Origin of the sequence: Belnapia mucosa (assembly GCF_016775475.1) — a bacterium.
GTDB classification, from domain to species: Bacteria; Pseudomonadota; Alphaproteobacteria; order Acetobacterales; family Acetobacteraceae; genus Belnapia; species Belnapia mucosa.
This window is the reverse complement of sequence record NZ_JAEUXJ010000006.1, coordinates 291656-317479: the sequence shown is the minus strand read 5'-3', so window position 1 is coordinate 317479 and position 25824 is coordinate 291656. Positions and strand designations below refer to the sequence as shown.

Genomic DNA, 25824 nt, shown 5'->3' with positions numbered 1-25824 from the left:
CGCATGACCGACCCCATCAGCTATGCGGATTTCGAACGGGTCGACATCCGCACCGGCACCATCATCGATGCCCAGCCCTTCCCCGAGGCGCGGAAGCCGGCGATCAAGCTCTGGGTGGATTTCGGGGCCGGGATCGGGGTCAAGCGGTCCTCGGCCCAGGTCACGCTGCACTACAAGGCGGACCAGCTGATCGGCCGGCAGGTGGTGGCGGTGGTGAATTTCCCGCCCCGGCAGATCGGCCCCTTCATGAGCGAGGTGCTGGTCCTCGGCGTCCCGGACGTGAACGGCGCGGTGGTGCTGCTGCGGCCCGACCTCGCCGTGCCGAATGGCGGGCGAATGTTCTGAGATGGCCGGGAAATACTACACCGTCGGCTGGGAGCAGCTGCACCGCGACAGCAAGGCCCTGGCTTGGCGGCTGATGGAACATGGACCTTTCCAGGGCGTCGTCGCCATCACACGCGGCGGGATGATCCCCGCGGCGATCGTGGCGCGGGAGCTGGAATGCCGCCTGCTGGAGACCGTCTCCGTCGTCACCTATGACGAGGAGGCGATGGGCGAGCCGCAGGTGGTGAAGCAGCCCGTCGCCGCCGGCGACGGCACGGGCTGGCTGGTGATCGACGACCTGGTCGATAGCGGGACCACCGCCAAGGTGGTGCGCCGCCTGCTGCCCCAGGCGCATCTGGCGACGGTCTATGCCAAGCCGGCGGGGAAGCCGCTGGTCGATACCTTCATTACCGAGGTCAGCCAGGACACCTGGATCCTGTTTCCCTGGGATACCGAGGCGCAATTCGTCGCGCCGATCGCCAGGAAGGCAAAGTAGGCTCCTAGCCCGCCCCCGTCGCCTCCTCCCGCCGGGCCAGCACCTTGTCCACCCGGCGCCCGTCCATATCGACGATCTCGAACCGCCAGCCGGCCCAGACGATCCGGTCGCCCTCGCGCGGCACCCGGCGGAGCAGGGCCAGCATCAGCCCGGCGACGGTGTGGTAGCTGCCCTGATAGGGCAAGGGCGGCAGGTCCAGCCGGGCGCGGAGCTCGTCGCTCGGCATCATCCCCTCCAGCAGCAGGCTGCCATCGCTGCGGGTCACCGGGTCGCCCAGGGATTGCGGGGTCTCGGCCGGGCCGAGTTCGCCGATGATCGCCTCCAGCAGATCGAAGGCGGTCACCACCCCCTCGAAGCTGCCATATTCGTCCAGCACGACCGCGATCCCGATGGTGTCGTGCCGCATCCGGTCGAGCGCATCGAGCGCGTTGAGGTTGTCCGGCAGCACCAGTGGCTGGCGCAGCGCCTTGGCCACCGAAAGCGGCTGGCCCTCCAGGGCCTGGTCCAGCAGGTCCTTCGCCACCACGACCCCGACCACATTGTCGATCCGCCGTTCGGCGACGACGAAGCGGGTCACCCCTTGGGCCCGCAGCGCGGCGGAGATATCCTGTGGCGAGGCGTTGCGGTCGATCCAGGCGACGTCGTTGCGCGGGGTCATCAGTGCCCGCACCGGCTTGTCCGCCAGGCGCAGCACGCGCTCGATCATGTGCCGCTCCTCATGCTCCAGCGCGCCGGTCTCGGCGCCCTCGGCCACCACCGCCTTCACCTCCTCCTCCGTGACGGACTGCTCGGCCGGCTTGGCCGCCCCAAACAGGCGAAGGACGAGGTTGGAGGAGAGGCTGAGCACCCAGACGATGGGGCTGGTGATGCGGGCCAGCATCACCATCGGCCGGGCGACCGCGACCGCCACCCGCTCCGGATCGCGCAGCGCGAGCTGCTTCGGCACCAGCTCCCCGATAATCAGGTTGGCATAGGCGATGAGGAGCACGACCAGGGTGAAGGCGGCTTCATTGGCGAAGGGGGAGAAGCCGGGGATCGCCGCCAGCACCTCGGCCAGCGGCCCGGCCAGCCGGGCGCCGCCGAATACGCCGGCCAGGATGCCGACCAGGCTGATGCCGATCTGGACCGTCGGGAGGAAGCGCTGCGGATCCTCGGCCAGGGCGATCGCGGCATCGGCGCCCGGGCTGCCGCGGCGTTGGATCGCGAGCAGGCGCGCCCGGCGGGCGGAGACGATGGCCAGCTCGCTCATCGCGAAGACCCCGTTCAGCACCACCAGCAGCAGAAGAATCGCCAGCTCGAAAAAGATTGCCATCGGGTTTCCCGTTCTCCGGCCGGTTCTACGCGGTGGCGGCGGCTTGCGGTAGCGCCCGCCGCCCGATCATGTCCGCGCGAGCGGCTGGGGCGCGGCGGCACCGGGCGCGCTCCAGCCCCGGAGATGCCCGGAGCCCAAGGCCGATCATGACCGCCCGCGCCCGAGGCCAGCTGGCCACCCTGCTCGTCCTGGCCCTGGTCGGCGCCATCCAGGGCCTGGCCTGGTGGGGTTGGAACCGGCCCGTGGCACCGCCCGATTGGCACGGGCCGGTCGGCGGCCTCGCTTTCGCCCCCTATCAGCGCGGCCAGGGGGCGGAGGGGCAATGGCCGAGCGCCGAGGAGATCGCCGGGGACCTCCGCCGCGTCGCCCCTCTCACCCGCCGCATCCGCACCTATACGGTGGGCGGCGGCTTCGACCGCATCCCTGGCCTGGCGGCGGAGGCGGCGCCCGGGCTGCGCGTCACCCTCGGCGCCTGGCTCGATGGCGGGCCGGGGGATGCGGCGGAGCTAGCCCGGCTGACGGCTGCCTCGGCGGCGCCCAATGTCGACCTGCTGATGGTCGGGAACGAGACGGTGCTGCGCGGCGACCTCACCCCGGCGGCGCTGATCGCCCGGTTGCGGACGCTGCGGGCGGCGGGGCCAGGCCGGCCGCTCTCGACCGCCGAGCCCTGGCATGTCTGGCTCGCCCATCCCGATCTGGCCGCGGCTGTGGATGTCGTCACCATTCATCTGCTGCCCTATTGGGAAGGGCTGCCGGTCGAGGCGGCGCTGCGCTTCACATTGGAAAAGTATCGTGCCGTCGCGGCCCGCTTTCCCGGCAAGCCGATCCTGATCGGCGAGGTCGGCTGGCCCTCGGCGGGGCGGGATATCGGCGCCGCCCGGGGCTCCCGCCTCAACCAGGCGGGCTTCGTCCGCGGCTTCCTGGCGGCGGCCGGAGCCGGTGGCTTGAATTATTTCCTGATGGAGGCCTTCGATCAGCCCTGGAAGGTCAGCTTCGAGGGGCGGGCGGCCGGACATTGGGGGCTGCTCGACCTCGACCGCCAGCCGAAATGGCCGCTGGCGGGGCCGGTGCAGGAGGTGCCGGACTGGCCGCTCTGGGCCCTAGGGACCGGCCTCGCCTCGGCGCTGCTGTCTGGGCCGCTGCTCGCGCGGCGGCCGGATATCCGCTTGCCGGGCAAGCTGGTGCTGGTCGGGCTGGCGCAGGGGATGGTCGCCGGCATGGCCGGCGTGACGCTGGCCATGGCCGGGTCCTATCTGGATGGGCTGGCGGCGGCGGTCTGGCTGCTGCTGCTGCTCGGCCAAGGGCTGCTGCTCGGGCTGCTGCTGGCCGAGGGGTTCGAGCTGGCGGAGACGGTCTGGGCGCCCCTCGCCCCGCCGCCCATGCCGCCGGCCAGGGCCCCGCTGCCCAGGCTTTCGATACATCTGGCGATCTGCAATGAACCGCCCGCCCTGGTCCGACAGACGCTGGAGGCGCTGGCCGCCCTCGACTACCCGGAATTCGAGGTGCTGGTCGTCGAGAACAACACCGCCGACCCGGCGCTCTGGCAGCCGGTGGAGCGCCTCTGCGCCCGGCTCGGGCCGCGCTTCCGCTTCCTCCGTCTCGGCCCCTGGCCGGGCTTCAAGGCAGGAGCGCTGAACGCGGCGCTGCGGGCGACGGCGCCGGAGGCCGAGCTGGTCGGCGTAATCGATGCTGATTACGTCGTGGCGCCGGATTGGGCGCGGCGGATGGCGCCCTATTTCGCCGATCCCGCCATAGGCTTCACCCAGAACCCGCAGGACTACCGGGATGGCGGCGAGAACGTCTTCAAGCGGCTCCTCTTCTGGGACTATGCCGGCTTCTTCCAGGCCGGGATGGTCACCCGGGCGGCGCGCAACGCCATTATTCAGCATGGCACCATGGTGCTGATCCGGCGCTCGGCGCTGGAGGAGGCGGGCGGCTGGGCCGAGTGGTGCATCTGCGAGGATGCCGAGCTCGGCCTGCGCCTGCTGCGCGGCGGCTGGCGCGGCATCTATGTGCCCGAGAGCCTGGGCCGGGGCCTCATGCCCGATGATTTCGCCGCCTGGTGCCGGCAGCGGCAGCGCTGGGCGCATGGGGCGGTGCAGATCCTCCGCCGCCATGCCGGGGCGCTGGCGAACCCCCGCCGCAGCGAATTGACGCGCGGGCAGCGCTGGCATTTCGCCACCGGCTGGGCGGCCTGGCTGGGCGATGCGATGGGCTTCGCCATGGCGCTGCTCGCGCTGGCTTGGTCGGCGGGGCTGATCCTGGCGCCGGTGCGGACGGAATTCCCGATCCTGCTCTTCCTGCTCCCGGCGCTCGGCCTTTTCCTGGTGCGACTGGCGCGGGTCTGGGCGATCTATGCGGCGCGGGTGCCCTGCGGCTGGTCGGACCGGCTGGGGGCGATGCTGGCCGGGCTGGCCCTCGCCCATGGCACGGGGCGGACGGTGCTGCTGGCCCTGCTCGGCCGGCGGCTGCCCTTCCGGCGCACGCCGAAGCTGGTCCGGGCACCGGCCCTGCTGGCCGGGCTCGGCATGGCCTGGCCCGAGGCAGCGCTTGCCCTCGGCCTCGGGACCGCGGCGCTCGGCGTGGCCCTGGTGCATGGGCTCGGCACCGCGGAGGCGCGGCTCTGGTGCCTGCTGCTGCTGGTGCAGTCGCTGCCCGGCTGGGCGGCGGTGGCGATGAGCCTGATCGCGGCCTGGCCGGCCCGGCAAGCGAGGCCGAGTGTACGCCCCTCTGCCTTGCGCTGGTGGCGAAGGGTCCGATCTTCCGGCGATGCATGACATCCCCTCCTCCACCCGCTGGCTCGGCCTCGCGGGTCTTCTGCCCTTCCTCGGCACGGCGCTCGGTGCTTGGTTCGCGCCGCCGGAATGGCGGGGCCTCGCGCTGTTTGCCCTAGCCACCTATGGGGCGGTGATCCTCAGCTTTCTCGGTGCGGTGCATTGGGGGCTGGCGCTGAATGCGCCGCCGGCCGAGATCGATGCGGCCGCGCCCCGGCTCGGCCTCGGCGTGTTGCCGGCGCTGCTCGCCTGGGCGGCGATGCTGCTGCCGCCGGTGCCGGGCCTCGGCCTGCTGGCCGGCGGCATCCTGCTGACCGCGGCGGGCGAGTCGCTCGCGGCGCGGGCCGATCTGGTGCCCCTGCCCTATCTGCGGCTGCGCTGGGGGCTGAGCCTCGGCGCCGCCGCCTGCCTTCTGGCCGGCACGGCGGCAGCAATGCAGGGCGGTTAACGCTGGACGCGGCGCCATGAGACGATTTACATTTTATTAGACATTTCCCGAGAGCGCTCGCCATGACCCCGACCGCCGCCATCCTACCTTTCCCCGAAAAGCCCGAGGACCGGCTGCGGCGTGCGCTGCGGGCCCTGGATGCCGCGCTCGCCGAGCAGGCTGCCGCCGTCGCCGGGCTGCGGCAGGAACTCGGCGCGCTGTCCGGCGCGGTCGGGAGTCTCGGCGGCTCGCTCGAAGCCTATGCCGGCGGGCTACAGGAGACCCAGGCGGCGCTCGCCGAGGCTGGCGCCCAGGCCCGGCAGCTCGAGGCCACGGCCGATCTCATGCTGACTCTGGCCCAGCCCTGACGCACCCCCTTGCGGCCGGGCGGAAAACCCGCCCCGATAACCGCAAGAGCGGAGCGCCAAGTCATGAGCCATCCCCTGCTGCCGGTCCTGCGCCGGGCCCGCGTGGTGCCGGTCATCCGCACCTCCACCGCCGCGCATGCCATCACCGCCTGCGCCTGGCTGCGCGAGGCAGGCTTCACCGTGCTGGAACTGACCCTGACCACGCCGGATGCGGTAGCGATCATCCGCGAGCTTGCCGGCGAGCCGGGGCTGACGGTGGGGGCCGGCACGGTGCCGGATGCCGCCGCCGCCGAGGCCTGCCTCACCGCCGGGGCGCGCTTCCTGGTCACGCCCTGGGTCGATCCGGAGGTCATCCGCCTCGCCCGCGCCGCCGGCGCCGCCGCCATGCCGGGGGCGATGACACCGACCGAGATTCGCGCGGCGCTGGCCGCCGGGGCGGATGTGGTGAAGATCTTCCCCGCCAGTTCGGCCGGCGGGCCGGGCCATGTGAAGGCGGTGCGGGCGGTCTTCCCGCAGGCGGTCTTCTGCCCGACCGGCGGCGTCGATGCCGGCAATGCCCCGGCCTATCTCGCGGCCGGCGCCGCCTTCGTCGGCATCGGCGGCAAGCTGGTGGATGAGGCGCGGATCGCCGCCGGCGACAAGCCCGCCATCATGCGTGCCGCGCATGAGGCATTGGGGATCGAGCAGGCCTGATGCCCGACATCCTCTGCATGGGCGAGCCGATGCTGGAGTTGAACCAGCAGCCGCCCGGCCCCGATGGGCGCGTGCTCTACCTCGAGGGCTTCGGTGGCGACACCAGCAATGCGGCCATCGCCGCTTCCCGCAGCGGCGCCAGCGCGGGCTATGTCACTGCGATCGGCACCGACCGGCCGGGCGATGGGCTGATGGCGCTCTGGGGGCGCGAGGGCGTCTCGACCGAGACCGTGTTGCGCAACCCGGATGCGCCGACCGGGATGTATGTCGTCACCCATGACGAGCGCGGGCACGATTTCACCTTCTACCGCACCGCCAGCGCCGCCAGCCGCTACCGGCCGGAGGATGTGCCTGAGGCGGCGATCCGCGCGGCGCGGCTGCTGCATGTCTCGGGCATCAGCCAGGCGATTTCGGCCAGCGCCTGCGACGCGGTCTTCCATGCGATCGGCACCGCCAAGGCAGCGGGGATCCGGGTCTCCTATGACACCAATCTGCGGCTCCGCCTCTGGCCGGCGGCGCGGGCGGCGGCGGTGATCCATGGTGCCATCGCCAGCGCGGATGTGGCGCTGCCCTCGCTCGAGGATGCGCGGGTGCTGACCGGGCTGGGGGCGCCGGAGGCGATCGCCGATTTCTACCTCCGCCTCGGCTGCCCCCTGGTGCTGCTGAAGCTTGGGGCCGAGGGCGTGCTGGTGGCGCGGCCGGAGGGGCGGGTGCTGGTTCCCGGCCGCAAGGTCCGGGCGGTGGATGCAACCGGCGCGGGCGACACCTTCGCCGGCGCCTTCCTGGCGCGCTTCGTCGAGGGCGCCGATCCGCTCGAGGCCGCGCGCTATGCCAATGCAGCCGCAGCGCTCTCCACCACCGGCTATGGCGCGGTGGCGCCAATTCCTCGCCGGTCGGAGGTCGAGGCGCTGCTCGCCGGCCCAGATTGACGCTTCATTACGACAACACGCCGTTGTCGTCCGGTATGGCGCCGCGCTATCGCTTCGCGATGCGCCGCACCCTGGGCCTTATCCTCCTGCTCGCCGGCTGCGCCGAGACGCCGGTCGCCACGCCGCCCCCCGAGCTGGGGGAGGTGGCGGCCAACGCGCCGGTGCTGGGTGAGGCCGTGCGCGCCGGGCAGGCCTGCGGCATCCCCGTTCCGGTCACCGCGCTCGACCGCGCGGCGCGGATCGAGGCGGCGGCGATCGAGCAGCGCGAGCGCGAGGGCGGCACAGCGGCACGGGACGATTTCCTGCGTGCGATGGCGCCGCCGGAATTCGATGCGCGGCACCAGGCGGACCGCAACCGGTGGTGCGCCGCCAGGCGGCCGGAAATAGAGCGAGCGACGGGATTCCTGACCGGGCCGGAAGGCTCGGCACTGGCGCAACGGGCGGAGGCGATGCGCGCCCGCCCGCGTTAGCCAGGGTCAGCGATTGGCGCCGGGCCGCAGCCGCAGGCTCGGGCGGAGATTGGTGAAGGGCAGCGTGGCCGGATCCGCCACCACCGGGCCGGGCGCGGCGACGACCAGCACCTGCTCAGCGATCGGCTGGAAATGGGCGCGGAAATGCACGCTCGACTTCAGCGCGATGATCTTCTGCTCGGCCGGCTGCACGCCGATATGGGTAAAGAGCGCCTGATCGAGCGCCTGCATCTTCCGCGTCACCACGATGACGCGGACGCCCGGGGCGACGCGGATCAGCGCGGTCGGGCCCAGATCGGCGGGGTTGCCCTTGCCCATCGGCCCGGTGCAGATGAAGCGCCCATCGGTCAGCGCCTCCACCGTGGCGGTCACGGGAAGCGGGGCGCCGTCGCTCTTGCCGCCGAGGGAGAGCTCGAGCGTCGCCCCGACTCCGGCGGCATGGCAGGCGGCGGCGCTTTCGGCGTCGTTGATCAGGCCGAGCACGGCGCCCTGCGCATCCTGGCGGATCAGCTCGGCGAGCAGGCCGGTGGTATCGCCATGGCCGCCGCCGCCAGGATTATCCTGGGTATCGGCCATTACCACCGGCTTCGCGGCACTGCGGGCGATGGCGATGGCCTGGGCGACGCCCTCGGCCGCCGGGGCGACGCCGCCAGCGAATTCCGGCTCATGCGCGTCCATATAGGACTTAAGGCCGGCGACGGCGGCATCGGCCGCCGCCTGGGTATCCGCATAGGCCGCGATGGCGACGCCGCAGCCGGGGAAATCCGCATAGGGGAAGCCGAAGCAGAAGGCGAGCTCGGCGGCGCCATGCGCGGCGGCGAGCCGCTCCCGCTCCTCCAGCACCGAGGACATGGGCGGGACCATGGTGCACTGCATGGTCAGAGGGATGAGGAAATCGACCTCGGCGAAGGATTTTGCCCAGGGCTTGCCGCGACGGATGCGCTCCAGCAGCAGGCGCATGGCCTGGGCGCCGGCCGGCTTCATGTCCACATGCGGATAGGTGCGATAGGGGACCAGCGCATCGGCGAGATCGACCATCTGCCGAGTCATATTGGCATGCGGGTCGAGGCTGACGGTGATCGGCAGCTCGGGCCCGACCACGGCGCGCAGCCGGCGCAGGAGCTCGCCTTCGGCATCGTCGAAGCCGACCGCGACCATGGCACCGTGGAGTTCGAGATAGATTCCGTCCAGCGGCCCCTCCTCCAGAGCATCGGAGAGGGCGGCGAGCATCAGCGCGGCGATGCGCTCGAAGGCCTCGGCCGTCACCGGGCCGGCGGGATTGGCGAAGCACCAGGTGAGCGGGGCGATGCTGGCGCCGGCCGCCTCCGCCACCTCGATCGCGCCGGCGCAGGGAACGGAGGTCGGCCGCAATGTCTCGATCAGCGTCGCCGGGCGTTGCAGCCCGGGGAAACCGCCGGGGCGGAGGAATTCCTGCCAGCCGGTCGGCAGCGGGGCGAAGGAATGGCTTTCGTGCTGGAAGCCGCCGATGGCAATGCGCATGGGTTTATCCTGGGGCGTTGGCGGTTTCGATCACGGCATCGGCCAGCACCCGCAGCCCGATCTCGGCCCAGTCGCGGGAGATCGATTCCGTCGGGTGGTGGCTGATGCCGCCATGGCAGGGGATGAACAGCATCACCGCCGGCATGCGGGATGCGGCGTGATAGGCATCATGCCCGGCGCCGCTGAGGATGTCGCGGTGACGGACCCCTTGGCGAGCGGCCGCGGCGCGCAGCCGGGCGGTGAGCACCGTATCGAATTCGACGCGCGGGAAGGCCCAATAGGTCTCGCGCGAGACCGCGACCTTGCGGCGGGCGGCGATGGCGGCGAATTCGGCATCCGCCGCGGCCCAGAGCGCCTGCAGCGTCCCGGTCTCCGGATGGCGGTAATCCATGGCGAAGCGGGCGCCGCCGGGGACGACGCCATCGGCGCCCGGCTCCACGATCACGCGGTTCACCGTGCAGCGCCCCTCCGGCGCGCGGGAGAGCAGGATGCGCTCCGCCGCCACCATCATCTCCGCTGCGGCGAGCAGCGCGTCCTGGCGCATCTCCATCGGCGTGGTGCCGGCATGGCTGTCCTTGCCACGGACGCCGATCATGGCGCGCTCGGTGGCGAAGCCGCCGGTGACGATGCCGAGGTCGTAGCCCTCCGCCTCCAGCACCGGGCCCTGCTCGATATGCGCCTCGAAATAGGCGCTGGCGTCGCGCAGCGCGGCCGGGTCGGCGTTGCCGGCCCAGCCGGTGCGGGCCAGGGCATCGCCATAGCGCTCGCCGTCATCGATGGCGCGGCGGTCGAGCACCTCGGCCTCGCTGAGCACGCCCATGGCACCGGCGGCGCCGATCATCGAGGGGCTGAAGCGGCAGCCCTCCTCGCTGGTCCAGTTCACCAGGATGATCGGCGCCTCGGTCTCGGCGCCCGACTCTTGCAACGCGCGCAGGATCTCAAACCCGGCCAGCACGCCATAGGGCCCATCGAATTTGCCACCCGTGGGCTGGGTGTCGAGATGGCTGCCGACCAGCACTGGCCGGCGGGACGGATCGCGCCCCTCCCGCCGCAGCATCATGTTGCCCAGCCGGTCCACCGAGACATCGAGGCCCGCCGCCCTGCCCCATTCCGCCAGCAGCGCCCGCGCCTCGCCATCCAGGGCTGAAAGCGCCGGGCGGTTGCAGCCGCCTTCCGGAGTGGCGCCGATGGCGGCCATAGCCATCAGGCTGTCCCACAGCCGGTCGGGCGAGAGCGGCAGGTTCACGGCCGGACCAGGCCCGCCGTCGCCAACGCCGCATCGGCCAGCACCTGCATCCCGGCGGTGGCCCAGTCCGGAGTGATGCTCTCGGCCTCATTGTGTGAGAGGCCGCCATGGCAGGGGGTGAAGACCATCACCGTCGGCACCTTCCGCGCCATATAGACGGCGTCATGGCCGATGGCGGTCGGCATCTCCTGGAACTTCAGCCCGCCTGCAGTCGCGCCATCCCGCGCGCGGGCCACCAGCGTCGCATCGAAGGGCGTCAGCGGCGAGTGCCAGAAGGGCGCGACGGTCGCCTTCACCTTCCGGGCCGCAGCAATCTCGGCGGCGCGGGCGGTCAGCGCCTCTCCCATGCGGGTGAGCGCATCCGGGTCGCTGTGGCGGAAATCCACGCTGAAGAAGACGCGGCTCGGTGCGACATTGCGCGAGGCCGGATAGACCTCGACCACGCCGACCGTGCCGCGACCAGGCTCGCCATTCGGGGCGAGGGTCTTGAGCGCAATGTCCTCCACTGCCGCGATGAGCGGCGCCGCGGCCATCATCGCATCGCGCCGCCCGGCCATGGGCGAGCCGCCATGCGCATCCTCGCCCTCGACTGTGACCTCGAACCAGCTCTGCGCCAGGGCATGGGTGACGATGCCGACATCGAGCCCGGCATCCTCCAGCAGCTTGCCCTGCTCGATATGCAGTTCGAGATAGGCGGCGACTTTCTGCAGCTCGGCCGGATCCGCCTCGCCCTGCCAGCCGATGCGCTTCAACTCCTCGCCGAAGACGGCGCCATCGGCGGCGCGCTTGGCCAGGATCTCGGCTTCGGTGAAAAGGCCCATGGCCGCGCCGCTGCCCATCATGGGCGGGGAGAAGCGCGCACCTTCCTCATTGGTCCAATTGATCAGCAGCAGCGGCGCCTCGGTCTCGGCGCCCGCCTCATGCAGGGCCCGCATGATCTCGAGCCCTGCCAGCACGCCGAGCACGCCGTCGAACTTCCCGCCCGTCGGCTGGGTGTCGAGATGGCTGCCGATGGCGACCGGCGCGCGGTTCGGGTCCCTCCCCTCCCGTCGGAAGACCATGTTGCCGAGCCGGTCCACGGTCAGCGTCAGCCCGCAGGCCTCGCCCCAGCGCTGGAACAGCGCGCGCCCTTCGGCATCGAGGTCGGTCAGGGTCTGCCGGTTGCAGCCGCCCTTCGGCGTGCCGCCGATCTTCGCCATCTCCATCAGGCTCTCCCAGAGCCGGGTGCCGGAGAGCGGAAGGTTGGATGCGGACATGGGATCAGGCCTTCTCGATGCCGCACCATTCGGCCATGGACAAGGCGATGGTGCGGGTGATGCCGTGCATGCTGTCCAGCCCGACATTCTCGTCGATGCCATGGATATCGACCGCATCGGGGCCGAAGCAGGCGACCGGCGTATCCTGGTAGAGGGTGAAGAAGCGCCCATCCGTCAGCCCTGTCGCCGGGTAGTCGCGCAGGCTTCCGCCAGTGACCTCGGCATAGGAGCGGCGGGCGAGCTGCACGATCGCGGCATCGGTGTCGAAGACGCAGGGATCGGCCATGAAGCCCTTGAACTCCAGCTTCACCATGGCGCCCCGCAGCCGCTCATGCTGCTTCGCCTGCTCGACCAGCCGTTCGATATCCGCCCGCGTCTGCGCCGCCGTATAGCCCATCATCACCCCCACGCGGAGGCCGATGCGGCAGCGCGTGGCGACCGAGGAATTCCACTCGCCCCCTTCGATGGTGCCGAGATTGACGTTCACCGGATGGTTCACGCCACGGAAGGCCGGATGGATGCGGGAGCCGTCGTTCATCTCCCGCTCGTACTCCTTGAAGGCGCCGGCGATGATGGTCGCCGCTTCGATCGCATTCACCCCCGCCTGCATGTCGCGCACATGCGCCGGCCGGCCAGAGACGGTGACCCAGGCCCAAACGACGCCGACCTCCGCCGTGTAAAGCGCATCGAGCCCCGGCCCCGGCTCCGGGATGATGACGGCATCCGTCTTCGGCAGGGCCAGCATGGCGGCCAACGCGCCGTTGCCGCTGCACTCCTCCTCGATCACCGACTGCATCTGCACCTCGGCCGCCGGCTGCAGCCCGGCCAGGCGCATCGCCTTGAAGGCGGTGACGTAGGAGACGATGCCCGCCTTCATGTCCCCCGCGCCGCGGCCATACATGCGGCCGTCGCGGATATCCGGCTCATAGGGCGGCGTCGCCCACATATCCGCCGCGCCCTCCGGCACCACATCCACATGCCCCTGCAGGGTGAGGCTCCGCCCCCGCCGCTCGCGCGGGTGGTGGACCGCCACCACATTGTCCCGCCCCTCATAGGAGATGAGCGGCGGCGAGAAGCCGGGATGCGCGGCCAGCTCCGCCGGAACCGTCGGCACACGCCGCGGCGCGAGGCCGAGCCCCTCATAGATCCGCGCCATCTCGCTCAGCGCGGACTGCTCGTTGCCGAGCGTCGAGGGGCAGCGCACCAGCCGCTTCAGCGTCTCGACGCTCTCGTCGCGCAGCGCATCGACGGCATCGAGGATCGCCCGGCGGGCGCCGGGATCGAGTGTCTGGCTCATGGCATCCCCCTAGAGTTCCGGCGGAGTCCAGCCCCTTCCCGGGATGCTGTCCAGTAGCTGCCGCGTATAGGGGTGCTGCGGCGCGGCGAAGACCTCCGAAGTCGGCCCTTGCTCGACGATTGCCCCGCGCTGCATCACCGCCACCCGGTCGCAGATCTGCGCCGCCACCCGCAGGTCATGGGTGATGAAGAGCATGGTCAGCTCCAGCCGTGCGCGGATCTCCGCCAGCAGCGCCAGCACCTGCGCCTGTACCGAGACATCGAGCGCCGAGACCGGCTCGTCGGCGATCAGCAGCTCCGGCTCCATGGCCAGGGCCCGCGCGATGCCGATCCGCTGCCGCTGCCCGCCGCTGAACTCATGCGGATAGCGGTCCATCGCCCCGGGGTCGAGCTGGACCAGCCGCAGCAGCTCCCGCGCCCGCTCCAGCGCCTTGCCGCGGGGCTCCCCATGAGTCACCGGCCCCTCGGCGATGGTGTCGCCCACGGTCCGGCGCGGGTTGAGCGAGGCGTAGGGGTCCTGGAACACCATCTGGATGCGCCGGCGATAGGGCTTCCAGGCCGCGCGCGAGAGCGGCCGCAGATCGGTCCCGTGATAGGCGATCGTCCCCTGCTCCGGCTCCACCAGCTTCACCACGCAGCGCGCCAGCGTCGACTTGCCGCTGCCGCTCTCGCCGACCAAGCCCAGCGTCTCGCCCCGCCGCAGGACGAAATCCGCATCATGGACCGCCCGCACCACCGCCCGCGCGCCGAAGAACCCGCCGCGGCGATAGGTCTTCTCCACGCCGCGCAGCTCCAGCACCGACGCCGTGGCGATTGCCGCCCGCGCCTCCGCCGCGCCATGCGGCACGGCGGCGATCAGCGCCCGCGTATAAGGGTGCTGCGGCCGATTCAGCACCTCGGCCGCCGGCCCCTGCTCGACGATCCGCCCGCGCTGCATCACCGCGACCCGGTCGGCGATCTCGGCGACGACGCCGAAGTCATGGGTGATGAAGAGCACGCCCATGCCGCGCCGGGACTGGATCTCGCGGATCAGCCGCAAGATCTGCATCTGCGTCGTGACGTCGAGCGCCGTGGTTGGCTCGTCGGCGATCAGCAGCGCCGGCTCCAGCGCCAGCGCCATGGCGATCATCACCCGCTGCCGCTGCCCGCCCGAGAGGCGGAAAGGGTGGCTCCGGGTGATGGCGGCCGGATCGGGCAGGTTCACCGCCGCCAGCAGCTCCGGCACCCGCCTCGCCGCATCGGCACCGCTGCCATGGACGCGGAGCACCTCGGCGATCTGGTCGCCCACCCGCATCAGCGGGTTCAGCGCCGTCATCGGCTCCTGGAAGATCATGGCGAGGCGCTGGCCCCGCAGCCTCCGCATCGCCTCCGCCCCAAGCGACAGCAGGTCCCTGCCCTCGAAGCTGATGGCCCCGGACCGCACCGGCAGCCCCTTCGGCAACAACCCCATCACCGCATTGGCGCTGATCGACTTGCCCGATCCGCTCTCGCCAACGACGCAGAGGATCTCCCCCGCATCGACATGGAAGGACACATCCTCCACCGCATGCGGCCGGTCGCCGCCCGGCGGCAGGGCGACGGTCAGCCCCTCGACCCGCAGCAGGCTCATGCCGCGCCTCCGCGCTGCCGGGCGAGGCGCGGATTCAGCGCGTCCGACAGCCCCTCCCCCACCAGGTTCAGCGCCAGGACGGTCAGGAAGATGGCAACGCCGGGAAACACGCTCATCCACCAGGCGAGGCGGATGACGCTGCGACCGGAACCGATCAGGAAGCCCCAGGTCATCAGGTTCGGGTCGCCGAGTCCGAGGAAGCTCAGCGCGCTCTCCAGCAGGATCGCCGAAGCGACCATCAGCGAGGACAGCACGACGATGGGCGAGAGCGCATTCGGCAGGATATCCGTCAGCACGATCGAGAGCCGCGACTTCCCCAGCACCTCCGCCGCCTGGACGAATTCCCGCCCGCGCAGCGAGAGGAACTCCGCCCGCACCACCCGCGCCACCGGCGGCCAGGAGACGATGGCGATAGCGAAGACCACGGAGCCGATGGAGGGCGTGAAGATCGCCACCAGCAGGATGGCGAGGACGAAGCTCGGGATGGTTTGGAAGAACTCCGTGAAGCGCATCACCGCATCATCCACGAAGCCGCCGAGATAGCCGGCCACCGCCCCGAGCGTCACGCCGACCAGCAGCGCCGCCACGGTCGAGACCGCGCCGACCAGCAGCGAGATGCGCGCCCCATGCGCGATCCCCGCCGCTACGTCGCGCCCAAGGCTGTCCGTGCCGAGCAGCATCCCCATCTCCCCAGGTGGGGAGAAGGGCGCACCCGCCATGTCCCAGGGGCTGCCGGGAAAGAGCCAGGGCGCCGTCGCCGCCAGCACCACCACGAGCAGCAGGATGACGAGGCCGACCACCGCGCCCTTGTTGCGCCGGAAGCGCCTCCAGAAATCCCTCAACCCGCAACCTCCACACGAGGATCGATGACGGCGTAGAGCAGGTCGGTCAGCAGGTTGAACAGCACGACCATGACGCTGGTGCAGAAGAAGACGCCGAGCAGCACCGGGTAGTCCCGCGCCAGCAGCGCCTCGAAGGCCAGCCGCCCGATGCCCGGCCAGGCGAAGACCGTCTCCACCAGGATCGAGCCGCCGAGCAGCTGCCCCGCCTGGATGCCGGCGAAGGTGATGACCGGCAGCAGCGCGTTGCGCAGCACATGCGCCCGCAGGATGCGCCCTTCTGGCACGCCCTTGGCCCGCGCCGTCTTGACGAAATCCTGGTCGGCCACCTCCAGCATCGTCGCCCGCGTCAGCCGCGCATAGACCGCGAGGTAGAAGAGGCCGAGGGTGAGTGCCGGCAGCAGCAGGTGCTGCGCCACGTCCCACACGACCTCGAGCCCTTGCATCTCGACGCCGACGCTGCTCATCCCGAAGCTCGGCAGCCATTCCAGCCAGACCGAGAAGACCAGCACCAGCATCAGCCCCACCCAGAACAGCGGCGTCGCGTAGAAGGTCAGCGCCACCACGGTGATGACGCTGTCGGCCCAGCGCCCCACCCGCTGCGCCGCCAACGCGCCCAGCGTGACTCCGGCAGCCAGGGCGAAGGCGAAGGCCGCCCCGGTCAGCAGCAGGGTCGCGGGCAGCCGTTCAAGCACGAGCTGTGCCACGGGCGCCTGCTGCCGGTGCGAGAAGCCGAGATCGAGCGAGAGCACGCTCTTCAGATAGATCCAGAGCTGGACGTACAGCGGCTGGTCCAACCCGAATTGCCGCCGCAGCTGCTCGAGGAAGACCGCATCCGCCACGCCGGACTGCCCGGCGATGACGCTGGCCGGGTCGCCCGGCGCCGCATGCACCAGCAGGAAGTTGCAGACGACGATCGCCAGCACGACGATCGCCGCCTTCACCATCCGTCGCAGCAGGAAGCCGGGCAGCTTCGAGGCTTCCATCAGGCGGTCAGGAAGACATCGTCGAAGCTGGCATGCACGCCGAGCCCGGTGGTGACGACGTTGCGCACCTTCTTGTCATGGATGGTCGGGAAGGCCATCTCCATCAGCCAGATCTGCGGCACTTCCTCGCAGAGGATCTTCTGCACCGCGCTGAAGGCCGCCTGCCGGTCCTTCGCATCCGCCGAGTTCCGCGCCGTGGCGAAAAGCTCATCGACCTTCGGGTTGGAATAACCGCCGGTATTGGTGAAGGTCACCTTCTGGATGTTGGAGGAGACATAGGTCCGCTCCACGCCGAGGGTCGGGTCGCCGAACTGGTAGACGAAATTGATCGTCGTATCATACTCCCAGGCGCCGACGCGGCGGGCCCAGCTGCCGGCATCCGTGCTCTCCAGTTCGAGCGCAATGCCGACTTGGCGCAGCGACTGCTTCAGATATTCGGCCAGCCGCGACCAGACCTCGCCATAGGGCAGGGTCAGGTGCTTCAGGGTGAAGCGCACCCCTTGGGCATTCGGCTTCAGTCCCGCGGCATCCAGCAGCGCCGCGGCGGCCTTCACGTCATGCGCCGCGATCTTTACGCTCGCATCATGGAAGCGGGTGGTGGAGGCGATCGGGTTGGTCGCCGGCTTGCCGACGCCGAACCACAGCCGCTGGGTGATGAAATTGCGGTCGAGCGCCATGCTGATCGCCTGCCGCACCCGCACGTCGTCGAGCGGCTTCACGCGATGGTTCAGCTCAATCCAGGCGAGCGGCGAGAAATACTCCCAGCCCTTGGTCGAGACCTCGAGGTTCGGCCGCGACCGCAGCGCCGGCACGTCGAAGGGCTCGATATCGCTGCCCTGGGTGAGCAGCACCTGCCCGGTCTCCAGCGCCAGGCGCCGGCTCTGGCTGTCGGGGACGATGCGGTAGATGATCGCATCCAGATAGGGCTGCCCCGGCTTCCAGTAATCGGCGAAGCGCTCCAGCCTGATGAAGTTGCCCCGCTGCCATTCGGCGAAGCGGAAGGGCCCGGTGCCGACGGGCCGCTGCACTGCCGGCGCGGTGCGGTAATCCTGCCCGTCGAACAGGTGCTTCGGCACGATGGCGCAGGCGCTGTTGTCGAACATCAGCAGGAAGGGCTGGAAGGGCTGCTTCAGCGTGAGGCGCACCGTCAGCGGGTCCGGCGCCTCCGCCTTTTCGATCAGCGCGAAGATGGCCCGCGCCCGCGGCGCCACCTCCATGTGGAATTTCATGATGGAGAAGATGACGTCATCCGCCGTCATCGGATGGCCGTCGTGGAATTTCACGCCTTCCTGCAGCTTGAAGACGTATTCCTTGCCATCCGGGCTGATGGTCCAGCTCTTCGCCAGCACCGGGATCGGCTCCAGCGTCGGGCTGAAGGTCAGCAGCCCCTGGAAGATCTTGCCGGCGGCGACCAGCGTCGGGCCCTGGTTGTTCACGCCGATCTGCAGCACCGGCGGCTCCGGCGACAGGATCGAGGTGAGCGTGCCGCCACGGCGCGGGGCGATGCCCTGGGCCAGGGCATCCTGCACCCGCATGAGCACAGGCGCGGCGGCAGACGCGGCCAGCAGGCCACGGCGCGAAACGGTCATTGTGATCTCCCAGGGTGAATTGTGCGGATGCTAACGGCCCGTTCGGCGCATGGACAAGGGCGTATCCGCTGCTAGCCTCCCGGCCATGCGCGCTTTCTTCCATCCCGACCAGATGCGGCACCAGCCGCGCTTCTTCCTCCAGCGCAGCCAGCTCCGGCCGAATTTCGAGGTGCCGGCCCGGGCCGAGGCCCTGCTCGGCGCCCTGCACCGCCTCGGCCTCGCGCCGGAGACGGCGGCGGCGCCGGACCGCGCGGCGATTGAGGCAGTGCATGCGCCGGACTATATCGACTTCCTCGAGGGCGCCTTCGCCGCCTGGCGCGCCCTGCCGAATCCGGGCGAGGAGGTGGTTGGCAACACCCATGCGACCGCTGATGCGCTGTCGAATGGGGGCCGCCGTCCGGCCGGCATCATCGGCCAGGCCGGCTGGTATACGGCCGACACCTCCTGCCCCATCGGCGCCGGCACCTGGGAGGCGAGCCGGGCCGCGGCCGGCGTCGCCCTCGCCGCGGCGGCGGAAGCAGCGGCGGGGCGGGCGGCCTATGGGCTGTGCCGTCCGCCCGGGCACCATGCCTATGCCGCGCGGGCGGGCGGGCATTGCTACCTGAACAACGCCGCCATCGCCGTCGCCGCGCTGCGCCGGGCGGGTGCGAAGCGTGTCGCGGTGCTGGATATCGACAGCCACCACGGCAACGGCACCCAGGGCATCTTCTGGGAGGATGCGTCGGTGCTGACCGTCTCGGTTCATGGCGACCCGTCGGAATACTATCCCTTCTTCACCGGCTATGCCGAGGAGACCGGCCCCGCCGGGACCAACCGCAACCTGCCCCTCCCGGCCGGGACCGGCGATGCCGGCTGGCTGGAGGCCGTGGCCACCGGCATCGGCGCCGCCCGCGACTTCGGCGCCGAGGCGCTGGTTGTCTCGCTTGGCTTCGACCCGAGCGAGCATGAACCGCTCGGCCTGCTGAAGGTCACGGCGGATGGCTTCGCCCGCGCCGGCGCCGCCATCGCCGGGCTTGGCCTCCCCGCTGCGGTCATCCAGGAGGGTGGCTATAATGTGGAGGTGATGGGCAGCCTGCTCGAACGCTTCCTCACCGGCTGGGGCGGGGCGTGATGCTCACCCTCGACACCCATGTCGATATCCGCTGGCCAGACCCGCCCGACCCGCTGGCGGAAGGCCCGATGCGGGTCGATTTCCCGAAGATGCAGCGCGGCGGGCTGAACGCCGTCATCTTCATCGCCTATGTCGGCCAGGGTCGGCGCGATGCGGCGGGCCATGCGGCGGCGGCCGAGCGGGCGGAGGCGATGCTCCGCCATATCCGCGACCGGGCCGATGGCGAGGCGCACCGCTTCTGCGCCACGCCGGATGAGTTGGAGGCCTGCCATGCGGCCGGCGCGCTCGCCGTACTCTCAGCGGTCGAGAATGGCTATGCGATGGGGCATGACCTCTCGGTGCCGGCGCGCTGGCGGTCGCTCGGCGCCTGCTACCTGACCCTGACCCATGACGGGCATAACGACCTGGCCGACAGCGCCCGGCCGCAGCAGCGCCTGGGTGATGCGCCGGCCGAGCATGGCGGGCTCTCGCCGCTCGGGCGGCAGGCGATCGCGGCGCTGAATGCGGCCGGGATGCTGGTCGATGTCTCGCATGTGGCCAAAAGCGGGATGCTGCAGGCGGCAGACCTCTCCCGCTCCCCGATCGTCGCCACGCATACCGCCTGCCGCGCCCTGCACGACCATCCGCGCGGGATCGATGACGAACAGCTCGATGCGCTGAAATCGGTCGGCGGCCTGGCACAGATTACCGCCGTGCCCGCCTTCCTCCGCCCCACGCCGGAAGGCCAGCGCAATCCCGGCAGCGTCGAGGACATGGCCGACCATGTGGACCATGCCGTCCGCCGCATCGGCATCGAGCATGTCGGCCTCTCCTCCGACTTCGATGGCGGCGGCGGGGTGGAGGGCTGGCAGAATGCCGCGGAGACGCCGAACCTCACCGCGGCGCTGGCCCGGCGCGGCTATGGGGAGCGGGAGCTGGGGCTGCTCTGGTCCGGCAATTTCCTCCGCCTGTGGCGCCGGGCCCTCGCCATCGCCGATTGATGTAAAATCGGAATAATATAATCTCGCGGGCGCATGACCGTTGCCCGTATAGCCACCTTCGCCTTCTCCGGAATCGAGGCCATGCCGGTCGAGGTGGAGGTGCAGCTCGCCTCAGGCCTGCCGGCCTTCCTCGTGGTCGGCCTGCCCGACAAGGCGGTGGCCGAGAGCCGGGAGCGGGTGCGGGCGGCGCTGGTCGGGCTCGGCCTGTCCCTGCCGCCGAAGCGGGTGCTGGTGAACCTGGCGCCGGCCGATATCGTCAAGGAAGGCTCGCATTTCGACCTTCCCATCGCGCTCGGCGTGCTGGCCGCCATGGGCGTGCTGCCGCGCGAGGAGGTCGCGGGCTATGCGGCGCTCGGCGAGTTGTCGCTGGATGGCGCCATCCGGCCGGTGGCGGGGGTGCTGCCGGCGGCGCTCGGCGCCTCGGCCCGCGATCTCGGCCTGATTTGCCCGGCCAGCCAGGGCGGCGAGGCGGCCTGGGCGGGCCGGGTGGAGGTACTGGCGGCGCCCGACCTGCTGGCGCTGATGAACCATTTCCGCGGCATCCAGGTGCTCACCCCGCCGGAGCCGCCCCCGCCCGAGGCCGCCGCGCCGCGTGGCCCCTGCCTCTCCGAGGTGAAGGGGCAGGAAAGCGCCAAGCGGGCGCTGGAAGTGGCAGCGGCCGGCGGCCATAACCTGTTCAGGTCAATGACAAAAGAACCGCTTCCTCACGATGTGTCCGTCGACGGCCCCGCCTAGCTGGCGTCCCGCTCTCGCAATCAAGCTGGGGCGTGTTGTGACCAAGCCTGGGCGCCCATGCCTAGGCGTATCAGGATCCGCCTTCACTGGATCCCGTGGTCGGCCCAGAACTAGCGTAGCAGAGCCGTTAGAACCGGGTATGATGCTGCCGCCGCGATGAGAAGTATGGCGCCTCCGATGACGAGCAAAGCGATCCGGCGATCCTCCTGCCGCAGCCGCTTCAGCATCGCAGCGCGTGCTGCATGCACTTCGCCAAGTATGGACATCGGCAAGCCCTCCCGCTGGATTTGTGACTCCTCGGCGGGCAACAGTGGCAGCCTAGGCGGTGCCAACGCAACCACTGCGAAACGGCCCGAAAGGATGCGCGCAATATTATAACATAAAGCGGCCATTAGGATTCGCGTTTGTTGCGAGTTCCCTGGCTCAGCCCAAGCTTTTCCTGCCTCGGGTTACGGTCACGCCCGAACGCGTTGGCGCTTCCATTTCAGGGCTGGATACCACCACTTTCGCAACCAGCGCGGCCAACGATGGTCTCGGCCGTGCTCCTATACGACAGCGGGTTACCGCACAGACGCGGGCGGTATTTTGACGTAGACACTAGCGGGTCCCAAGCAAGCCTTTCCGGACAGGCACAGAAAATGCCGCGATATTTCTGGACTTTGCACGACGGAGCAAACCACTACGAGGACGACGAGGGCGTAGAAATTGCTTGCATAGAGGATGTGCAGGCCGAAGCGATGCAGTTCCTTCCTGAATACGCAAAGAATATCCCGTCCACGCTCGGTGCGCAGACACTAGTGGCGAATGTTAGGGACGAAGCTGGTCGGCTTGTTTTGCAAGCAACCATGTCATTAAGCTGCCGGATCTTGCGCTGGGCCAACGCGGCAAGTCCAACCATAGAAGTCTCTCTGAGCGGACCCAAGCACCTTCGCGGGGGAGAACCATGACCCAGCCGGTGCGGGGTAGGCACTCACATTTCTGCAGTGAAACTTCTGAACCCCCTTGGTGCAGTCGAATGCACCTTCGCGGCCGGCCGCGTGGGATGCCAAGGGTTGCCCGATGAGGAGACGGTCGGCGACAGCCACCTATCGGCGGTAGACAGCGGTGGTCCCGTCCTCCCGCCCAAGCAAAGCATCGGATGCCCTGCGGACCACGCCGTAACACTCGCAAGTGGCATTTTCCAAGCCGGGGCGGTCGGTAACCTCGATGCGGCCGTGTCTGTAGCGGATCAGGCCCGCTTTCGAGAGCTGCCCGGCCGCGACGGTAACCCCGGCGCGGCGGACCCCGAGCATCATCGCCATAAGCTCATGCGTCATCGGGAACTCATCACCTTCGGTCCGGTCATGTGCCATCAGCAGCCAACGGGCAAGGCGCTGGTCAAGTTGGTGCCGGCCATTGCAGGCCGCCGTGCGCGCCACCAGTCCAAGGTGGACCAGGGCGTAGCGAAGCAGGAGGGTGCGGAAAGCGGGGATGCTGTCCAGCGCCTCGCGGAATGCTGCTGCATCCATCCGCAGAGCGGTGCCGGGTGCCTGCACCATCGCCTCAAGGTCGTCGCTGTCGCCGCCGAGCAGAACCGGCAGCCCGACCATGCCGTCGCGGCCGATCAGCCCAACCTCGGCCGCGTCGCCGTCCTCCAGATAGGCCAGCATCGAGGCCCAGCCGCTTTCGGGAAAATAGACGGCAGTGATCGGCTTTTCCGGCTCTTGCAAGATACGGCGGAAGCCGAGTTCAACGGGCTCAAACTGGGGCCAGAGCCGGCATAGGTCCTCAGGCGGCAGGGCCGCAAGTAAACGGTTCCGGGTGCGCGGCGGTGTTTGGTTAGCAAGGGCCATACGGGGCTCCGCGATGGAATTTCGGTGGGAGCCCAGGCCTCTCCCGATCGCTTCCGCCGAGGAACGTCAGCAGGCGATGGTTTGCTTGTAGCCGCATTCTGCATTCGCCTCAGTCCGATACCGGGCGGTGATTGTGAACGCCATTATCAACGGGCCGGACCACCAGGGCCCCAGGCCACAGGCGGCGTGAGCGCCTGCTTCAGAATGTTCGCGGGATAACTGCGAAGGGTGGAAGTGGACCGACAGGCGCCGAAGCGTGACGCTTGCGCTGCCCCTAGAAGGTCAGGGTGTTTCGAAGCGGCACTACTGCCAGCACCTTCCCCGCCTTATCGCAAATCGCGAACCATCCGCGCAGCACCGTCCCGTCTTTGCCGATTTGCTGGCCAATCAAGATGCGTGCGTCCCTGACCGCCTCGGCTCGCGCGCGATCGAGGTCCGGACGATCGGTCCCTTCGAAATCCTCGACGTCCAAGCCGTCAAACCCACGAAGGTGGAAGAAGTAGCGGGGCACGCCCGAACAGCGCGCCGCGCCATCGAATGGTTCAGAACGGTTGCGGATTTTCCGCTTGCGTTTCAAAGTGGGCTTATGGGGTAGGGTCCTTGATCGTCGCGCGGCCAGGGATGGCCATGGCCGGCGGCACCGTCAGTGTGCCCATGGGGGTATTGCCCACAGCATTCCGTCACATCCGAAGCCCCGTCGCTGCCGCTATCGAATTCCGTGATCGGCGTCCTAACCGGCAAGGGGGGCTTGGGCCAGGGTGGGGGTCCGGATACTAGATGCAGGCGGTTACCAAACATTCCTTGTGGAGGAATGGCACCACTTTGATGGTCCTAATCGGGCCGAGCCGGCGGATCACTGTTGCCATCGGCCCACAAGGCTTTTTCCTTGACATCACGAATTCGTGAATAGCAATATACGGCATCCCGATCCCTAGGCCTTGCTCCCCGGCAAGCGCCATTACCTGAGCCCTGATCGACGCTGACCGGATGCCCAAGCCCGGCTGGCGGAGGTGCGGGTGCGGGCTAGGGGTTGGCCCACCCCATGCCTTGGTCCCCTCATGCCCCCGCTAGATCAGACTACCCTCCCGCCAGACCTGCTGGCAGATGATGACTGCACGCTTAAGTCTACCAGTAGGCTTCCCTCCGGGGGGCCGTATAACAATAAGGACCATCTAGAAGAACCAGAAGCCAACGCCGATGATGATTGGCTTCGAGAGTTCTTCGATGGGGATACTAGCCCTGTCGAAACCTCGATCCACAACGCTCCGATACCGCTTCCGGACTCTGTTCTTCCACCCAAGACCGAAGATCCCACCAAGACACCTCCGGCGCGGCCTCGACGCGCGAGGAAGGCGAAGCCAACACCTGGGCCGATTCCTCCCCTGCGTCCGGACTCCCCTCTTGGCCGAATGGGAGGCTTCCGCTTCACCCCGGAAAGACTGTCTCGGAAGGCCGTCAGCGACTCCCGCTATCTCAATCCCCTCCGGACCCCTGCCAATCCAGCAGCCGAAGCCTTGGCCGCAGAGGTCCATCGGCGCGTTCTACTGGCGGAGGCTTATCACAAGCCCCGCGGGCGGGCTCGCAGAGCCGATGCTGACAGGCAGCTTCGGGCAGCCTTAGGCGCAATTGTTGGGAACCTACTTCTAGCCTGGTCGGAGACACCGCCTCGGGCAGTCTCCCGGACCCTCCATGCGGCCAGCTTCACGGGCGAGGACATCGGCTACCCGGCCTTCTCGGATGCCCTTCGGTGGATGGAGAAAGACTACCTCCTACGCCGCAGGAAGGGTGGTCGCCTCTCGGACGGCTCCAAGGGCGCCGCATCCCGCTTCTGGCCAACCGAGCGGCTGCTGACCCTCGCCGCCACCTACGGTATCGACACCGCTACGGTCAGCAAGGACTTCGGCTGGCGGAAATCCGCTTCGCAAAAGGTGCCCAAGGTCCGCGAGTCGATCGTCCTGAAGGAGGTCACGGCGCATCCGAACGCCGATCGCGGACGCAAGCTCCGGATCGACCCGCACGACCCCATCGCCGCCTCGCTCAAAGCCGAGGTGGAGCGCCTGAACATCTTTGCCGCAGGCTTCAACGTCACCGGATGCCTGCCTCCGCGCTGGCAACGCCATTTCCGGGGAGACTGGCGCCTCTACGGACGGCTCCATGCGGTGGGCGACGGCAACTACCAGAATATGCCGCCCGAGCGCCGTATCAACGACATCCGGATCAACGGCGAGCCGGTGGTCGAAATCGACATCAGTTCGTCGCACCTGTCCATCATGCACGCCTTAGTGGGGCTGCCGCTGCCGGAAGGTGACCTCTACGCCGTGCCAGGGTTTGACCGGCGCGTCGTCAAGGCGTGGGTGAACGCAACCTTGGGCAAGGGCAGTCCGGTGCGGAAGTGGCCGCGTGGACCGCTTGAGCGGATGGCGGAACTGGCCGCCATTGACCCGCTGAAGGTCATGGGCGCGGTGCTCGGGCGCTACCCTTGGCTTGCCGAGCCGTGGCGCTTGGCAACAGAGTTTGCCGCCGTCGCGCAGCCGAAGCGCGTCCTCACCCACCTCCTGATGGGCATCGAGGCCGACATCATGCTCGCCGTTGTCCAGGCGCTGAACCGGCAGGGGATTCTTGGGCTGCCGATCCATGACGGCATCCTCGTCCCGGCCTCTGCTGCGGGCCTCGCCTGCGACCTGATCCGCGCGATCTCGCGGCAAGAAATCGGCCTCGCACTTCGATTGACGATCGACAGGCCATTGCTGCTGTAAGCACCGCTAAATGGCTTGGTCAGCGCCCTGCTACGGAGCCTGAGGCGCTGATGCTGGAGGCCTGCCTAGCAGAGTCATACAGCCCTGCCCCGCATAGACACCCAGCGAGCACTGACCCGCTACTAGCCTCTGTGCGGGGCTCTCAGGGGCAGCATGGGCCCCAACAGAGCCGGCATCAGATACGTCCAAGTTCGTAGCGGTTCGCTCGTGTGCAGAATGCAGACATAGTGGGGAATGCAAAATCCCTAACTCAACTAACAGTGCTCGACTTCTAAACAGAGGCTGGAAAGGTCCAG

Annotated in this window: 23 protein-coding genes and 1 pseudogene; 13 read left to right on the top strand and 11 right to left on the bottom strand. The window is 69.3% G+C overall.

The genetic code is table 11. The features are described from left to right. The first annotated feature begins 3 nt into the window (after positions 1-3). Entirely contained in the window at positions 4-345 is a 342-nt protein-coding gene (locus JMJ55_RS16730; protein WP_202826718.1) for a tRNA-binding protein, read from the top strand. A gap of 1 nt (position 346) precedes the next feature. Beyond that, positions 347-820, top strand: a complete 474-nt coding sequence (gene gpt, locus JMJ55_RS16725; protein ID WP_202826717.1) for a xanthine phosphoribosyltransferase — start codon at positions 347-349, stop codon at positions 818-820. Between the two features lie 4 nt (positions 821-824). Here gpt and JMJ55_RS16720 read toward each other — a convergent pair whose 3' ends face one another. After that, a complete protein-coding gene (locus JMJ55_RS16720) occupies positions 825-2132 on the bottom strand; it encodes a hemolysin family protein (protein WP_202826716.1) in 1308 nt (435 codons plus the stop codon). 146 nt (positions 2133-2278) lie between these two features. On the opposite strand from JMJ55_RS16720, the gene JMJ55_RS16715 reads away from it, so the two are divergent. The 6 genes from JMJ55_RS16715 to JMJ55_RS16690 all read left to right on the top strand — a co-directional run bounded on the left by JMJ55_RS16715 (position 2279) and on the right by JMJ55_RS16690 (position 7793). Then, entirely contained in the window at positions 2279-4909 is a 2631-nt protein-coding gene (locus tag JMJ55_RS16715; protein ID WP_236033767.1) for a glycosyltransferase, read from the top strand. Further along, on the top strand, positions 4902-5354 hold the full coding sequence (locus JMJ55_RS16710) for a DUF3429 domain-containing protein (RefSeq protein ID WP_202826714.1): 453 nt from the start codon (positions 4902-4904) through the stop codon (positions 5352-5354). The genes JMJ55_RS16715 and JMJ55_RS16710 overlap by 8 nt, the downstream gene beginning before the upstream one ends. A gap of 62 nt (positions 5355-5416) precedes the next feature. Then, positions 5417-5701, top strand: coding sequence for a hypothetical protein (locus tag JMJ55_RS16705; RefSeq protein WP_202826713.1), 285 nt, complete (start codon positions 5417-5419; stop codon positions 5699-5701). Between the two features lie 63 nt (positions 5702-5764). Next, a complete protein-coding gene (locus JMJ55_RS16700) occupies positions 5765-6394 on the top strand; it encodes a bifunctional 4-hydroxy-2-oxoglutarate aldolase/2-dehydro-3-deoxy-phosphogluconate aldolase (protein ID WP_202826712.1) in 630 nt (209 codons plus the stop codon). After that, positions 6394-7323 (top strand): sugar kinase, encoded by a 930-nt coding sequence (locus JMJ55_RS16695; protein WP_236033766.1) that lies wholly within the window; start codon positions 6394-6396, stop codon positions 7321-7323. Before JMJ55_RS16700 ends, JMJ55_RS16695 begins: the two co-directional genes overlap by 1 nt. Before the next feature lie 59 nt (positions 7324-7382). Further along, the gene (locus JMJ55_RS16690) at positions 7383-7793 is read left to right on the top strand and encodes a hypothetical protein (protein ID WP_202826711.1); all 411 of its coding nucleotides are present in this window, start codon (positions 7383-7385) and stop codon (positions 7791-7793) included. Positions 7794-7799: 6 nt separating this feature from the next. On the opposite strand, the gene JMJ55_RS16685 is transcribed toward JMJ55_RS16690, so the two are convergent. Genes JMJ55_RS16685 through JMJ55_RS16650 form a run of 8 tightly spaced genes read right to left on the bottom strand, consistent with a single transcriptional unit; the run spans position 7800 to position 18114 of the window. Beyond that, positions 7800-9293, bottom strand: a complete 1494-nt coding sequence (locus JMJ55_RS16685; RefSeq protein ID WP_202826710.1) for a M81 family metallopeptidase — start codon at positions 9291-9293, stop codon at positions 7800-7802. A 4-nt stretch (positions 9294-9297) separates the two neighbouring features. Then, on the bottom strand, positions 9298-10539 hold the full coding sequence (locus JMJ55_RS16680; RefSeq protein WP_328702673.1) for an allantoate amidohydrolase: 1242 nt from the start codon (positions 10537-10539) through the stop codon (positions 9298-9300). Then, positions 10536-11795 carry a Zn-dependent hydrolase gene (locus JMJ55_RS16675; protein ID WP_202826709.1) on the bottom strand — a complete coding sequence of 420 codons (1260 nt, stop codon included), beginning with the start codon at positions 11793-11795 and terminating at the stop codon, positions 10536-10538. The genes JMJ55_RS16680 and JMJ55_RS16675 overlap by 4 nt, the downstream gene beginning before the upstream one ends. Positions 11796-11799: 4 nt before the next feature. After that, positions 11800-13092, bottom strand: a complete 1293-nt coding sequence (locus JMJ55_RS16670) for an ArgE/DapE family deacylase (RefSeq protein ID WP_202826708.1) — start codon at positions 13090-13092, stop codon at positions 11800-11802. Positions 13093-13101: 9 nt separating this feature from the next. Further along, the gene (locus JMJ55_RS16665; protein WP_202826707.1) at positions 13102-14700 is read right to left on the bottom strand and encodes an ABC transporter ATP-binding protein; all 1599 of its coding nucleotides are present in this window, start codon (positions 14698-14700) and stop codon (positions 13102-13104) included. Then, positions 14697-15542, bottom strand: a complete 846-nt coding sequence (locus tag JMJ55_RS16660; RefSeq protein ID WP_202826706.1) for an ABC transporter permease — start codon at positions 15540-15542, stop codon at positions 14697-14699. Before JMJ55_RS16660 ends, JMJ55_RS16665 begins: the two co-directional genes overlap by 4 nt. Further along, positions 15539-16525: an ABC transporter permease gene (locus JMJ55_RS16655; RefSeq protein ID WP_202826705.1), complete on the bottom strand. Its 987-nt coding sequence runs from the start codon at positions 16523-16525 to the stop codon at positions 15539-15541. Before JMJ55_RS16655 ends, JMJ55_RS16660 begins: the two co-directional genes overlap by 4 nt. After that, positions 16525-18114 (bottom strand): ABC transporter substrate-binding protein, encoded by a 1590-nt coding sequence (locus JMJ55_RS16650; RefSeq protein ID WP_236033765.1) that lies wholly within the window; start codon positions 18112-18114, stop codon positions 16525-16527. The genes JMJ55_RS16655 and JMJ55_RS16650 overlap by 1 nt, the downstream gene beginning before the upstream one ends. 85 nt (positions 18115-18199) lie before the next feature. Between JMJ55_RS16650 and JMJ55_RS16645 the strand changes: the two genes are divergently transcribed. The 4 genes and pseudogenes from JMJ55_RS16645 (at position 18200) to JMJ55_RS32060 (ending at position 21887) form a co-directional block, all read left to right on the top strand. Continuing rightward, complete coding sequence (locus JMJ55_RS16645) at positions 18200-19225, top strand: histone deacetylase family protein (protein WP_202826704.1); 1026 nt, start codon at positions 18200-18202, stop codon at positions 19223-19225. Beyond that, positions 19225-20205, top strand: a complete 981-nt coding sequence (locus tag JMJ55_RS16640) for a dipeptidase (RefSeq protein WP_202826703.1) — start codon at positions 19225-19227, stop codon at positions 20203-20205. The genes JMJ55_RS16645 and JMJ55_RS16640 overlap by 1 nt, the downstream gene beginning before the upstream one ends. Before the next feature lie 33 nt (positions 20206-20238). After that, positions 20239-20889: pseudogene (locus tag JMJ55_RS16635) on the top strand (magnesium chelatase domain-containing protein); the annotation flags it as partial. Between the two features lie 578 nt (positions 20890-21467). Further along, positions 21468-21887: a DUF6894 family protein gene (locus JMJ55_RS32060; RefSeq protein WP_407927544.1), complete on the top strand. Its 420-nt coding sequence runs from the start codon at positions 21468-21470 to the stop codon at positions 21885-21887. A gap of 138 nt (positions 21888-22025) precedes the next feature. Here the strand turns inward: JMJ55_RS32060 and JMJ55_RS16630 are convergent, their stop codons facing one another. Next, complete coding sequence (locus JMJ55_RS16630) at positions 22026-22772, bottom strand: Crp/Fnr family transcriptional regulator (protein ID WP_202826701.1); 747 nt, start codon at positions 22770-22772, stop codon at positions 22026-22028. Positions 22773-23046: 274 nt separating this feature from the next. Next, positions 23047-23349: a DUF6894 family protein gene (locus tag JMJ55_RS16625; RefSeq protein ID WP_202826700.1), complete on the bottom strand. Its 303-nt coding sequence runs from the start codon at positions 23347-23349 to the stop codon at positions 23047-23049. 1174 nt (positions 23350-24523) lie between these two features. Between JMJ55_RS16625 and JMJ55_RS16620 the strand changes: the two genes are divergently transcribed. Next, on the top strand, positions 24524-25528 hold the full coding sequence (locus JMJ55_RS16620; RefSeq protein ID WP_202826699.1) for a hypothetical protein: 1005 nt from the start codon (positions 24524-24526) through the stop codon (positions 25526-25528). The last annotated feature ends 296 nt before the right edge of the window (positions 25529-25824 follow it).